Source organism: Paenibacillus sp. KN14-4R, assembly GCF_052180255.1.
Taxonomy (GTDB): domain Bacteria; phylum Bacillota; class Bacilli; order Paenibacillales; family NBRC-103111; genus Paenibacillus_AM.
In genome coordinates this window covers 464499-478360 of record NZ_CP197466.1, presented here as the reverse complement: position 1 = coordinate 478360, position 13862 = coordinate 464499, and the positions used below count along the sequence as shown (strand labels likewise).

Below are 13862 nucleotides of genomic sequence, written 5' to 3'. Positions count from 1 at the left end.
CTTAACCCACCTTCCCCATTAGATACACCACCGTGAAGATAAACACCCACACGACGTCGATAAAGTGCCAATACAAGGACGCAACATAAAATTTCGGAGCCGTAACGACCGTCAATCCTTTTTTCATCCCTTGTATAATTAAAAGTGTGATCCAGAGAACCCCGAATAATACGTGACCTCCGTGGAAACCAACTAACGTATAGAACGAAGTTGAGAAAGCATTCTTCGTAAAGGTATGACCTTCATGAATATACTCAGCGAACTCATAAATTTCAAGTCCTAAGAAGGACAGTCCAAGCAATACGGTAACTGCAAGCCAAGCAAGCAAAGGCTTTATTTTCTGTTTATGCATCGCCATCATTGCAAATACGCTTGTTAATGATGAAGTAAGCAAGATGAATGTAGAAAGGCCAACTGTACCTAAGTTAAATAGGTGACTTGCAGTCGGATCTCCTTCTGGAACTGAATTACGAAGAGCAATATAGGTTGCGAACAGAGTACCAAAGAGTACTACCTCTCCACCAAGGAAAAGCCAGAACCCTAATATTTTATTCTTCCCTTCAAGCGTTGCTCTCTCAGGATGTGCTGGTAATGCACCGTTATGATCAGCAGCCATTATGATTTGACCTCCTTGTCTTCAAGTTCTTCCACTTCAATATGCCAACCGTGGTCGTCTTTGATGGAACGAAGGAACATACAAACCAAAGTCATTGCGAGACCAGCAATTGCTAACCAGTACGTGTTGTTCATTTTATGTGCATAAATAAATCCGAAACCTGCAATTGTTAAACCAACGGACATCATGAAAGGTAAGATGGATGGTGAAGGCATATGAATGGGACCAACTGGCTCTGTATATGTCATCTCTTTGTTACCTGCCATTTTTTCTTTCCACAATGCATCCAAACCACGAACAAGTGGCGTTTGTTTAAAGTTATATTCTGGTGCCGGTGAAGGAATCGTCCACTCGAGTGTACGTCCATCCCATGGATCAGCAGGAGCATCCACTTTCTTACGATTCGTAATTAGGATGTTCACAATGAAGATGATAACACCCACACCCATCAACATCGCACCAACTGTAGAAATTAAGTTACCTGCGTTCAAACCTACATCACCGTCATATGTAAACACACGACGTGGCATACCCATAAGTCCTAGGAAATGCTGCGGGAAGAATGTTAAATGGAACCCAATAAAGAACGTCCAGAAATGTACTTTACCTAATGTTTCATTCAGCATTTTACCGAACATTTTTGGCCACCAGTAGTAAGAACCAGCGAAGATACCCATAATCAAACCACCAACTAACACGTAGTGGAAGTGAGCGATAACGAAGTAAGAATCATGATACTGGAAGTCAGCAGCAGGAACTGCAAGCATAACCCCTGTTGTACCACCCATTACGAAAGTTGGGATAAACGCTGTTGCCCACAAGTTCGCGGCGGAGAAACGGATATGTCCCCCCCATAATGTGAACAACCAGTTGAAAATTTTAACCCCAGTTGGAATTGCAATTGCCATTGTTGCAATCGCGAAGATCGAGTTAGCAACAGGACCCATACCTACTGTAAACATGTGGTGAACCCACACCATGAAACCTAGGAAACCGATCAAAATCGTAGCAAATACCATGGAGCTGTAACCGAACAAACGCTTCGATGAGAATGTACTTACGATCTCAGAGATAATACCGAATGCGGGTAAGATCAAGATATAAACTTCTGGATGCCCAAAGATCCAGAAAAGATGTTCCCAAAGTATGGTGTTACCACCTCTAGCCGGATCGAAAAACGCACCGCCAAAAATACGATCAAACATTAATTCAACTAAACCTACTGTAATCGCAGGAAAAGCAAATAAGATAAGCGCGGATGTAATGAAAGCTGTCCAAGTAAACAGCGGCATACGCATGAAAGTCATTCCTGGTGCACGCATATTAACAATCGTAACGAGGAAGTTAATGCCCCCGATTAGTGTACCAAGACCTGCAATCTGAAGACCCAGCACGTAGAAGTTCATACCGGAATGTTCAGCAAGCGTAGATAACGGTGCATATGCTGTCCAACCAGCATCAGGCACTTCGCCAACTAACCAAGATACGTTCAGTAGGATTCCCCCGAAGAAGAATAACCAAAATCCGAGTGAGTTAACAAAAGGATAGGCAACGTCCCGCGCCCCAATCTGAAGAGGGACGAGTGCATTCATAAAACCAAAGATCAATGGCATCGCTGCCAAGAAAATCATGGTTGTACCATGCATCGTTGTCAATTCATTAAAAGTCGTACCAATAAACAATTTGGAACCTGGAAACATGAGTTGAAGACGAATAAGTAATGCTTCAAGTCCGCCTAGGAGGAAGAAGAATCCGCCTGCGAAATAGTAAAGCTTACCGATTTTTTTGTGGTCAACGGTGGTTAGCCAATCCATTAATCCACTATATCGTTTCACTTGATGATGCCCATGAGCATGTGCCAACGTGTTAACCTCCTTTTTTCCAAAAATTCTTATTTCAAGGTATTTAAGTATTTCACAATTTCGTCAATTTCGTTGTCTTTTAAAGGCACTTTCGGCATCTTATTGCCGACTTTTTCTTCTTGTGGATCTTTAATCCATGCTTTTAGATTCGCGTCGTCATGCTTGAGGATACCTGCGATTTTCTCGCGGCTTGCAAATCCGTTCAAGTTCGGACCGAATGACCCTGTTTTCACATCTGTTGCGTGACAGCTCATACAATTTTGTTTAAACAGATCCTGTCCTTTTTGTGCATCTGCTGATACCGTAGCAGGTGTCTTCATCTTGTTCACCCAAGCATCGAAGTCTGCATCCGTCTTCGCGATAACTTTAAAGTCCATCAAACTATGCGAGTCCCCGCATAACTCTGCGCACTTCCCGCGATAAATACCAGGCTCATCTGCTTGCAATGGTAACGTATTCACACCACTACCTACGTTCGTATCGATTTTACCTCCAAGTGACGGAACCCAGAAAGAGTGCGTTACATCGGCGGATGATAATTCGAACGCAATCTTCTTACCAGCCGGAATAACTAAATCTTGTGCTGTATGTATGCCGAGTGTCGGATACTCGAATTCCCACCAGAATTGGTGTCCAGTAACTTTGACTAGAAGAGCGTCTTTGTCTTTTCTCAAATCTTCTGAGCTTTTAAACGTTGTGTTAATTGTCGGAACCGCTAGGATGACCAAAAGGATAATTGGAATAACTGTCCAAATCACCTCTAACAGATGGCTTCCCTCAACTTGCTTTGGAACGCCTGTCTGTCCCTTGCGCTTACGGAAACGAATAATAACATAGAAATAAATTAAGAATACAACGACTACGACCGAGACCATGATGATAATACTTAGCATCATCAGATCAAATTGGCCCTGCGCATAAGGACCTCTTGGAAGTAATGCTGACTGAGAAGGATCACCGCAGCCTGCAAGTAAAAGCGACATCACCGCAAATAGGGGGACAAGACGCCACATCTTTTTCCACTGACTCATAAAGTTCATCAACCCCACTTCAAAACCATTATTTTTAGCACGAACTTAACCCATTGTCAACCAACCACATCACACTTCATTTAATATAAATTCAGTATACTTCTTTGTCAATCGAATTGGACGCCCCATTGAGCATAGTTCACAAATTGTTCTAAAAAGTCAATCACATGCGAAATTTATTACAAGGTTTTTTTCTATATTAATGAAGAAATGTAAAGTAAAACGCTCAATTCAAGTATTTTTTGCGGTTTTGCTGTGAAAGGTTATAATTAGATATTCCGATTACGGATTTGATCGTAGAGAAAAAGGAGACTTTTAACCAAATGACATTGAATTTTGCCGATTTAGGCGTACGTACAGAGCTCGTAAATGTACTCTCAAAAAATGGAATAACAGACCCTACTCCAATACAAAAAGAAGCGATCCCCCCTACTCTAGCTGGCGGTGATGTTATTGCGCAAGCTCAGACAGGTACGGGTAAAACACTTGCTTTTGCACTACCGATGCTTGAACGGATTCGGACGGAGAATGCTGCGATTCAAGGATTGATCTTAACTCCAACTCGCGAGTTAGCCATCCAAATTACAGCCGAAATGAATAAACTCGCACCCACAATGGGTGTCGGCGTGTTAGCTGCATATGGTGGACAAGATGTTGAAAAACAACTTCACAAGTTAAAAGGCAACATTCACATGGTTGTAGCAACACCTGGGCGCCTGCTTGATCACATGCGCCGTGGCTCTGTCGATCTTAGCCAAATTAAGATGCTTGTTCTTGATGAAGCGGATCAAATGCTGCACATGGGCTTTTTGAAAGAAGTAGAAGAAATCATTCAAGCAACACCTTATCGCCGTCAAACGATGCTATTCTCTGCAACGATGCCAAATGCAATTCGGGGACTAGCGTTGCAATATATGCGTGAGCCAAAAGAAATTCGGATTGAGCCGAAACAAGTGACAATCAAAGAAATCGAACAAATTGTTGTCGAGACTACGGATCGCGCGAAGGAAGATACACTCTGCCAAATGCTAATTGATCTAAAACCATTCTTGGCGGTTGTATTCTGCCGTACAAAGCGCCGTGCTGCTGCTCTTAATGAAGCCTTACAAGAACGTGGCTTCTCTTCGGATGAGCTGCATGGGGATCTAAGCCAAGCGAAACGTGAAGGTGTAATGAAACGTTTCCGCGAAGCGAAAATCCAAATTCTGATTGCAACGGACGTTGCTGCACGTGGTATTGATGTGGAAGGTGTTACACATGTGTTCAACTATGACATCACACCTGATGCAGAGAGCTACATTCACCGTATTGGTCGTACAGGTCGTGCTGGAGAGCGCGGAACTGCGATTACATTTGCGACAGCAAGAGATCGCAATAGCTTGGAATTGATTGAACGTACATTAGGACATTCGATTAAAAAGCAACGCGGACAGTACACAAGTACAAAATCAAATGAGCGTCAAGATGAAGTGTCCTATACGACTTCACAAGGACGTAACGCAGGGAAATCCCGTAGTGACCGTGGAAACAGTCGCTTTACGGGGAACGATCGTGGTGGACGTGATAGCGGACGTAAGACACGCAGTGAGTACCAACGCAACGTGCTCAAACGTGGACAACGTTCCGGCAGCAGTGATGGTGAGTCTGAGGTGCCACAAGGTCCATGGCGCCGCAGCACTGAAAGCGAAGCTGAGCGTATCATCGAACGTGTAGAGCGTTCCGCACAACGTGCAGCACGCAACAGTGCAGATCGCGTAGCTACACGCAGTGTTCGAGCTGAACGTGAGGGGTCTAGTGAGCGTGGTGGCAATACACGCGGTGGAGCGCAAGCGAAGCGTGGCGGACGCGATGGCGGTTCACAGCGCTGGGAAGGTCGCGACAGCGATACACGCGGTACGGCGCGCGGCGGGTTTGGTGGCCGCGGCGAGGCGCAGCAACGCGGCGGGCGCGATGGTGCTGAGCGCGGTGCGGCGCGCGGCGGGTTTGGTGGTCGCGGTGAGGCGCAGCAACGCGGCGGGCGTGATGGTGCTGAGCGCGGTACGGCGCGCGGCGGGTTTGGTGGCCGCGGCGAGGCGCAGCAACGCGATGGACGCGATGGTGCTGAGCGCGGTACGGCGCGCGGCGGGTTTGGTGGTCGCGGCGAGGCGCAGCAACGCGGGGCGCGCGATGCCGCTGAGCGCGGTGCGACGCGCGGCGGGTTCGGTGGCCGCGGCGAGGCGCAGCAACGTGATGGTCGCGGCAGCGCACGCAGTAGCTTTGGTGGCGGACGCAAGCAAGGCGGTAGCCGTAAACGTTAATTTAAATGCACGATAGGATACCCGAATGACATTGATGGATCATATTTCATCAATGTCATTTTTTTATTAAAAATTCAGTAATTATATAAAAAGATCAACGCTCGGAATGTTTATTACTGGCATTCGCATATAAAATAAACTACAATAAAGAATAACATTGACCCATTGCTGGACTGTTGAGACTCGAAGACACAAGTATTTATCCCAACGAGGTTTTCCAAAGAAGGGAGTGTTCATTCTATGTACAGATTGAAAGATGACGAAATACTATTCGTATTCACGGGCCCCCATGGTGCAGGTCGCAAAACAGTAGCCGAAATGTCTGGTGCCACACTAGGCGTTAAGCAGGTGTTATCCTATACGACTAGACCGCCCCGCCAAACGGAGGTAGAGGGTCAAGACTACCGATTCATCTCCCCTGTCGAATTTGCAAACGCGCAAAATAACGATGAGTTTCTTGAGGTCAAACAGATTGACAATCATTTTTACGGTGTAAAAAGCCAAGATGTTGCTACGATGCTGCGAGAGCGTGGAAGCGCGTTCCTGATCCTGAACTCAGCCGGAGCTTCTACATTAAAAGAATTGTACGGCGATAAACTCGTCCGGATCTTGATCTATGTAGACCGCAAAACGTTATTACAGCGTATGAAAGAAAATGGGGAATCTGACACTGATATCGAGCGTTACATGTCTCATTATGATGAAGAAGTGTCTTATCGCAGTCAGTGCGAGCATTTCTTTGAGAATGTTGATCTCGCCCATACGGTTTTTGACCTTACCAAAACTTTAGACAATTACTTAAATCGCAACCTAGTCGATTTGGACTGATTCATTCTAGCCCTAAACGCTGAGCGTTTGGGGTTATTTTTATTTTTGCGAGCATCGCCTGTACGATTAAGGAGGATTTTATCCGATGAAGATCATTTCAATTGAACCGACGCCAAGTCCTAACTCCATGAAATTAACGATGGATCAATCACAGCCTAATGGCGTTCGAATGACATATGACAAAGACAATGCATCTCGCGCACCCGAATATGTGCAGCAACTCCTTCAAATTCCTGATGTGAAGAGTGTGTTTCTGGCCGCAGATTTCATCGCGCTAGATCGTAAGCCAAAAGGAGACTGGCAGCTCATCTTAGCCGCAGCCAGAGAGGTGTTCGGCAATCAAGATCAAAGGGCTCAAGTGCAAACTGTGGATGCTAGTACCGATGCATGGGGCGAAGTACAAGTATTCCTTCAAAAATTCCGCGGCATCCCTCTGCAAGTACGGGTTCGTGCTGGAGCAGAGGAAGTTCGAGCAGCTATGCCACAACGATTTAATGATGCTGCAATGCAAGCTACCGCTGCCTCCCCCAGCTTATTGAAAGAGCGTCATCTCGACGAGTTTGGCACACGTTATGGTGAACTAAACGAAGTGCTAGAAACCATTGTTCAAGAGGTCGATGCATCTTACGACGATGAGACATTAAAGTTGTTGATGCAGCAAGCTGCACAAAGTGTGGCCGAATACGCAGCTCTGTCTGAGGAAAGCAAGATTGTGAAACGCAAATTAACACCGGAAGAAATCCAAACACAACTTCAACATGAAGATTGGAAAAAGCGCTATGCAGCGTTAGACTCCATCGATCCATCACCTGAATCGATGTCGACACTTGTCCAACTTCTTCAAGATGAGCAAACGTCTATTCGTCGTCTGGCGATGGTCTTGTTAAGTCAAATTAAAGACCCAGCCGTGCTGCCGCATCTATATGAAATGCTGCAAGATCGCTCTCCTGTTCTTCGCCGCACAGCAGGCGATTCATTATCCGATATCGGCGATCCAGCCGCCATTCCAGCCATGATCGGAGCCCTGCAAGATGACAACAAGCTCGTTCGCTGGCGTGCAGCTCGATTCTTATACGAAGTAGGCGATGAAACAGCTCTAGAAGCACTGCGCCAAGCAGCAGAAGACGTGGAATTTGAAGTTCGCATGCAAGCGAATATCGCACTTGAGCGCATCGAAAGCGGACAAGAAGCCGAAGGCACGGTATGGCAGCAAATGACAAGACGTCAAAGTGCAAATAACAACGAAGTATAATCTGTTCCAAAATAACCCCCTCTTACCTTGTGAACAAAGAGAAGAGGGGGTTTGTTTTCACTCCAACGTGGTAACAATGATAGAGGTTATCTTACTACTTAAACCTATCTCGTTATCGGAGGAATATGATGAACATTTACTTGGAAATTACGCTTCGCGCCCTATGTGCTTTTACAATTCTGATGCTCACCTCACGCGTTTTAGGGAAGCAAACATTAGCGCAAATGACGTATTTTGATTTTATATCCTCGATTACACTCGTCGTGATTACGGCAAATATCGTGTTTAATACTACATACAAAGTGCTTCACTTGGCCTTCTCCCTTTTACTGTTCGCCGCTATCATCCTAATCGTCGCGCAAATTGCCCTCAAAAGCCGAAAGTTTCGGAAGCTATTAGCAGGCGACCCTACAATCATTATTCAAAATGGTAAAATACTAGAAAAAAACATGCGGAAAATGCGCTACACCCTGGATTCCTTGAATCAGGAGCTGCGTGAGCGCGATATTTTCAATATTAATGAGGTACTGTATGCCATATTAGAAATCAATGGTATATTAACCGTATTAAAGAAACCAGAGTATCGGACTGTCACCCGCAAAGATCTATGGATCGCTTCACCAACCGAGAAAAAACTACCGATCGAGCTCATTATGGACGGTACAGTCATTGATAAGAACTTATCCCAGAATAACCTTACTCCCGATTGGCTCAACAAGCAATTAATGAAACACCACTTGGAAGTGAAGGACGTCACCTACGCAGTGCTTGGCGGTAACAAGCAGTTATACATCGATACGTACGACGATCATCTTCAATCGCCGATGGATGAGGAATAAGTTCGAAAATAAACCATTCTTTCCTCAATCGTCGGATGTGAGCCGGTAAACCACTGTACGAGAGTTGGCTCTGTCACAGGAGCAAGTGATTCCTTAGCAATTTTCTGAAAAGCACGGATTGCAGCATCGCCATCATGTGTCAGTTGCATTGCATACACATCAGCCCTGTGCTCCAAAATCCGAGAAAATCCATTCTGAATCGGACTTGACACAAAGCTCAGTACAGTAATGATAACCAGCAGCATCGGATACGCAGCAAAGTCCCCCCGACCTCGCATCTCGAATCGGCTGCCCCACTTTCCTATCGCCCAGGTAAACAGCCAGAAGCCCCCGCCAATCACCACAAGACTCGATATCAATCCAAATGCAAGCCCCCAGTAAATGTGTTTCTCCACGTAATGTCCCATTTCATGTGCCATAATCGTCAAAATTTCGTCTGTCCGCAGTTTCTCAAGTGTCGTATCCCAGAGCACAATTCGTGCATTTGAACCGATTCCGTTCACATACGCATTAATACCGCCCGTCCGCTCCGACATGTTCACTTGGTACACATCATTAGCCGGAATATGCGCTTGATTGGCCAATTGTAAAATATTTTGTTTAAGCTCCCCATTTTGAAGAGGTTGAAACGTATGAAAGAGTGGATCGATCACAACGGGCTGCAAAAATGTTGCAAATAGTGTAAGTGGGATCGTAATGATCCACATCCAGAGCCACGCACGTTTACGGACTTTACGCAGCAGAATGTAAATAATGCCGAATACAAATGCAGTTCCAAGCCATTCCAACCAAAAGCTCTTGATTAAATCCGTGATCCACATGGCTGTAGATTCTTTAGACACCCCGTACGTGCGGCTGAAGAGATGGAAAGCATATTGGAGTGGAACGAAAATAAGCGTAAGCGCCAGCGAGAAAAAGAGCACATATGCAGGAAACTGCAGGAACGGTGAGCGGAACCATTTTTCGATAAGCGTCCGAAGACCAGTTGAAAATCGGAACAACCCAATTAATACCCCAATCATCAAAAAAGGTTGTACAAAAAAGTACCACGTTCCCAGCCTCGACATCATCTCTGCACGGTGAATTTGATCATTTGTCATAAAGGTATGCGGATCAATCAGCGTACCGGAGAAACTGGCGTCTACGCCAAAAAAGTTCCCCTTCCACACATACCAAGCGACTATGGTCCCATATCCAACAAGCAGTCCGATATAATAGACCCAAAACTTCCTCATGACGACCGCCACCTCCTACTTTCTATCCGCTTAAACTTTTCCCTCATATCTATGTACAGCTTGTGCACATTAGCACTATACGTTTCCCTGCTCCATTCCCAATGTCTCTCCATGTAAAAGAATATGCAGTCGTTCCTTCGCTAATCCCTGCTTATCCCATTCGGCTTTCAGCCGATCCAGCGCTTCCTTAGGTGTATCATCTGCTAGACGGAATGCGCCATAGTGCATCGGAATGAACTGCTCCGCTCCAACGTCTAGGAAAGCCTGAACCGCCTGCTCTGGGTTAACGTGCTGCGCCTTCATGAACCATTCTGGTTCATAGGCTCCAATCGGAATTAATGCGGTGTGGATGTTGTAGCGCTCACCAATCATTTTGAATCCACGGAAATAACCACTATCTCCTGCAAAATAAACCGTACGCGGATCATCTGCCGATGTCCGAATTATATAACCACCCCATTGGGATGTATTCGTATCAAGTAGGGTACGTTTTGTCCAATGCTGGGTCGGGACAAAATGAATTTCTACTCCTTTTACAGCCGTCTGCTCCCACCAAGCCAACTCTTGCACATTCGCAAATCCCTTACGCACCATCTTCACCTTCAAGCCTTTTGGTACTAGCAAGAGCGGATGATGTTTGCGCTCAATCGCTCGTAGCGACGCTACATGCATGTGATCATAATGGGAATGAGAGAGTAGAATCACATCAATGGCAGGCAGTTCATCCAACGTAAGTCCCGGTGGTGCAAGTCGCTTCGTAAGCGCCATACTCCCTGCCCAGACAGGGTCAGTTATGATATTTAATCCGCCATGCTGAATGAGAAATGTAGAATGCCCGATCCACGTCACGGTCGTTACCGTCCGATTAGCTCCGAGATACGCAACTTCTTTATTCGGGCATGCCGCGACTGCGAATGAGAAATCCTTTACTTTCTTCCGACGTTCCTGACGCCATTTCATCAATTGTCCGAATGAATTAGACATTGGGACACCATCTAAATTCTCATAACGTTCTCTTGCCATAAGTAACAACCGCCTCTTTGTAGGTTTGACATTTATGAGCTTGCGCTCTATGTTTAAAGGTACATGAAACAAGCTAATTAAAGGGGAATATAAATGATGGATATGACGCAAAAAGAAATGGAACAGCAGCTTCGCCAAAACTATGAACGTGATGAGCGCATGATGGCGCTTGTGTTCGCCCAGTGGTGCGTGAATCACAATCTCGACCCTGTAGAGGTATATCGCAAAGCATACCCGCATCAGGAGACAAGCCCTGCACTTGTGGAAATGTTGGAGCTAACCGTACCCAAGGAAGAAGCCGGTGAGATCGAGCATGACACCTTACTTGGTGTTCTATCCCTGTTCGATAATTCCGATCTTGCCGCTGTTGTGATGGAAGAAATTCAATCGCTTCGTAAAACGAAATAATAGCCTACCTCTAATGATACAGAACTTATTATCCAATGTAAAAAAAGACCAATTGCATGTACTTCGCAATTGGTCACTAAAAAAACAGCGCAAGGTCTATGACCTGCGCTGTTTTTTATTTTCATTATTTTTTAGTAACGGGAATGATTGCCTTACCCAAAGGGATAACAGATCTTCCAAAATGCTGATTGAGCACGTTGCCTGCACAACCGTAGAAACTTGCAAGGGCAATCAATAACTCCGAGATCCCTGCAACAGTTTTCATAGTCTCAGGTGCGATCTCAAAGGAGTAAGCAGATAAACCTATGAATAAGAAATCAATAAAGATGAAAATAATAAACAAGTTTTTGTTCGTACCCATCGCGCCGAAAGTCATGAATAAGGAGAAAATCAAATACCCGATATAAGCTACGCCTAGCTGTTTATGATCCACGGCAGCTGCAAGCGTAGAACCGAATACGCCAGCTTCAATCATCCAACCGGCACCTACTGCGAACCAGAAAAATGCGAATGCACCAAATGCAGTTGTTCCAAATACATTATTGCGTTTGGAATCGTTAATGCAGGCAAACAATTGGGCAAATGCACCTAAAAAGATTGCCCAAGGCAATATAAATGCCACACCACTTGTTAAACCTAGCTTTTGTGTGGATGCGACAAGCGTAACCATCGCTAGTCCGAATAATCCAAGCGCTGACGGGTCAGCGTTCGTAATTTTTACAGGTTGAATCTGCATATACGTATCTTCCTCCATGATGTACATCTCGTAGTATTTTTCAAAATAATTAGACACAAAACTATACCATAGTACATGTTTTGCACCTGGGAAACAAGTGGAAATATAGTCCAATTCACAAGGATGAAATAAAGGTGGTTCACATGCCATATTTTGAAAAAGATGATAAGAAAAATAAACAAGACCGTTCTTTCTTCTGGCTCATTATTCTTAACAGCTTATTCGCTGCCGCCAATGCACTATCGAGCACATTCGTAGGCGTATACTTGTGGAAAGCTAGTAACGATTATACCGTAATCGGCTGGTTCACACTCATGACATATCTTACAATGGCACTCACGTTCTGGATTGCTGGCAAATGGGTCAAGGAAGGGAATAAGATGAACTGTCTGCGAGTTGGAGTTGCTGCATCTGCGGTATTCTATTTATGCGTGTTGATCCTAGGGACAAGCAGCGTGTCCTATGTGTGGTTACTAGGTATTTTGCAAGGTGCTGCATCGGGGTTATTCTGGGTTGCCTATAATGTTATCTACTTTGAGGTGACAAGCCCAGATGACCGAGATCGGTTTAATGGATGGGTTGGCGCACTCGGTTCATTATCCGGGATGATTGCGCCATGGATTTCCGGTTTCATCATTGTACATATGCCCGATGAGCGGGGGTATTCGCTAATTTTCTCCATTTCTATGGGCATCTTTATTCTTGGCGTGATCGTCAGCTTTTGTTTGACGAAGCGTGAGCCAGTTGGGGTGTATGCGTGGTCACATAGCTGGGACCATTTTAAGAATAAGAATACGCCTTGGAAAAGAATTTGTGGAGCGCTCGCGGCACAAGGGTTTAGAGAAGGTGTGTTTGGGTTTATAATCGGACTGCTCGTCTATATCGCGACTTCTAGTGAGCAAAAGCTTGGCAACTTTGCACTTATTTCTTCAGGTGTCGCTTTTGTGAGCTTTTGGGTTGTAGGGCGTTATTTGAAGAGAACGTGGAGAAGCATAAGTATGGGAATCGGTGCAATCAGTATGGCGGGGTTGATTGTTCCTTTTTTCTGGCGGATCGATTATACGACTCTGCTGCTCTTTGGTGTCGGGACTTCTTTATTCATTCCGCTTTACACCCTACCCATTACCTCAGCCGTATTCGACCTTATTGGCAGTAATGATGAAAATGTCAGATTACGGGAGGAGTTTATCGTTCTAAGAGAACTTGCTTCAAATGCAGGCCGCATACTGGGGGTTATCGTCTTTATAATGGTGTTGTCTTGGCGTACAGATCCGCTTATTATTAGCATTCTACTTCTTGTCATTGGCAGCTCGCCTATTGTCTGTACGATACTGCTGCGCAAGCAATTAACTCAGACGTCGTCTACGAAATAAACCTTGAACATCGCTAACCCACCCTCACATCGTATATAATGGACATCATTAATCTTGAAGTGAGGGGTGTTATGGATGAACAATCTACAACTCTTGTTAATCGGTCTATTCGTCATCATGAATATCGTAAGTTATGGAACCATGGCAAACGACAAGCGCCGTGCGGTCAAGCATCAGCGCCGCGTTCCTGAGAAAAAGCTATTCCTGCTAGCTGCATGCGGCGGTGCCATTGGTGCACAGATTGCGATGATTCGCAAACGTCACAAAACCAAGCATCTCAGCTTCCGCCTCGGGATCCCTCTCTTACTCGTGCTAAGTGTAGGGATATACGGTTATTTATTCACGCTCATTCGATAAGGAGC

13 protein-coding genes are annotated in these 13862 nt (G+C 45.2%); 7 read left to right on the top strand and 6 right to left on the bottom strand.

Annotated elements, in window-relative coordinates; translation table 11 throughout:
- Position 1: 1 nt before the first annotated feature.
- The 3 genes from ACSBOP_RS02350 to coxB all read right to left on the bottom strand — a co-directional run bounded on the left by ACSBOP_RS02350 (position 2) and on the right by coxB (position 3509).
- Complete coding sequence (locus ACSBOP_RS02350) at positions 2-616, bottom strand: cytochrome (ubi)quinol oxidase subunit III (RefSeq protein ID WP_442602894.1); 615 nt, start codon at positions 614-616, stop codon at positions 2-4.
- Positions 616-2430: a cytochrome c oxidase subunit I gene (ctaD, locus tag ACSBOP_RS02345; protein WP_442604346.1), complete on the bottom strand. Its 1815-nt coding sequence runs from the start codon at positions 2428-2430 to the stop codon at positions 616-618. The genes ACSBOP_RS02350 and ctaD overlap by 1 nt, the downstream gene beginning before the upstream one ends.
- Positions 2431-2507: 77 nt before the next feature.
- Positions 2508-3509: a cytochrome c oxidase subunit II gene (gene coxB, locus ACSBOP_RS02340; RefSeq protein ID WP_442602893.1), complete on the bottom strand. Its 1002-nt coding sequence runs from the start codon at positions 3507-3509 to the stop codon at positions 2508-2510.
- A gap of 323 nt (positions 3510-3832) precedes the next feature.
- Between coxB and ACSBOP_RS02335 the strand changes: the two genes are divergently transcribed.
- The 4 genes from ACSBOP_RS02335 to ACSBOP_RS02320 all read left to right on the top strand — a co-directional run bounded on the left by ACSBOP_RS02335 (position 3833) and on the right by ACSBOP_RS02320 (position 8725).
- Positions 3833-5806 (top strand): DEAD/DEAH box helicase, encoded by a 1974-nt coding sequence (locus ACSBOP_RS02335; RefSeq protein WP_442602892.1) that lies wholly within the window; start codon positions 3833-3835, stop codon positions 5804-5806.
- A 240-nt stretch (positions 5807-6046) separates the two neighbouring features.
- Complete coding sequence (locus tag ACSBOP_RS02330; RefSeq protein WP_442602891.1) at positions 6047-6634, top strand: guanylate kinase; 588 nt, start codon at positions 6047-6049, stop codon at positions 6632-6634.
- Positions 6635-6719: 85 nt separating this feature from the next.
- Positions 6720-7886 (top strand): conserved virulence factor C family protein, encoded by a 1167-nt coding sequence (locus tag ACSBOP_RS02325; protein WP_442602890.1) that lies wholly within the window; start codon positions 6720-6722, stop codon positions 7884-7886.
- A gap of 128 nt (positions 7887-8014) precedes the next feature.
- Positions 8015-8725, top strand: coding sequence for a DUF421 domain-containing protein (locus ACSBOP_RS02320; protein WP_442604345.1), 711 nt, complete (start codon positions 8015-8017; stop codon positions 8723-8725).
- On the opposite strand, the gene ACSBOP_RS02315 is transcribed toward ACSBOP_RS02320, so the two are convergent.
- Together ACSBOP_RS02315 and ACSBOP_RS02310 are read right to left on the bottom strand one after the other, a co-directional pair.
- Positions 8701-9960, bottom strand: coding sequence for a M48 family metallopeptidase (locus ACSBOP_RS02315; RefSeq protein ID WP_442602889.1), 1260 nt, complete (start codon positions 9958-9960; stop codon positions 8701-8703). The two genes, ACSBOP_RS02320 and ACSBOP_RS02315, sit on opposite strands and share 25 nt — an antisense overlap.
- Before the next feature lie 75 nt (positions 9961-10035).
- Positions 10036-10983 (bottom strand): MBL fold metallo-hydrolase, encoded by a 948-nt coding sequence (locus ACSBOP_RS02310; RefSeq protein ID WP_442602888.1) that lies wholly within the window; start codon positions 10981-10983, stop codon positions 10036-10038.
- Positions 10984-11085: 102 nt separating this feature from the next.
- Here ACSBOP_RS02310 and ACSBOP_RS02305 point away from each other — a divergent pair, with 102 nt between their 5' ends.
- Complete coding sequence (locus ACSBOP_RS02305) at positions 11086-11391, top strand: hypothetical protein (protein WP_442604344.1); 306 nt, start codon at positions 11086-11088, stop codon at positions 11389-11391.
- A gap of 124 nt (positions 11392-11515) precedes the next feature.
- Here ACSBOP_RS02305 and ACSBOP_RS02300 read toward each other — a convergent pair whose 3' ends face one another.
- Positions 11516-12127 (bottom strand): acetate uptake transporter, encoded by a 612-nt coding sequence (locus ACSBOP_RS02300; protein ID WP_442602887.1) that lies wholly within the window; start codon positions 12125-12127, stop codon positions 11516-11518.
- A gap of 143 nt (positions 12128-12270) precedes the next feature.
- Between ACSBOP_RS02300 and ACSBOP_RS02295 the strand changes: the two genes are divergently transcribed.
- Complete coding sequence (locus ACSBOP_RS02295) at positions 12271-13500, top strand: MFS transporter (protein ID WP_442602886.1); 1230 nt, start codon at positions 12271-12273, stop codon at positions 13498-13500.
- A 75-nt stretch (positions 13501-13575) separates the two neighbouring features.
- Entirely contained in the window at positions 13576-13857 is a 282-nt protein-coding gene (locus ACSBOP_RS02290; protein WP_442602885.1) for a DUF1294 domain-containing protein, read from the top strand.
- Positions 13858-13862 lie beyond the last annotated feature (5 nt).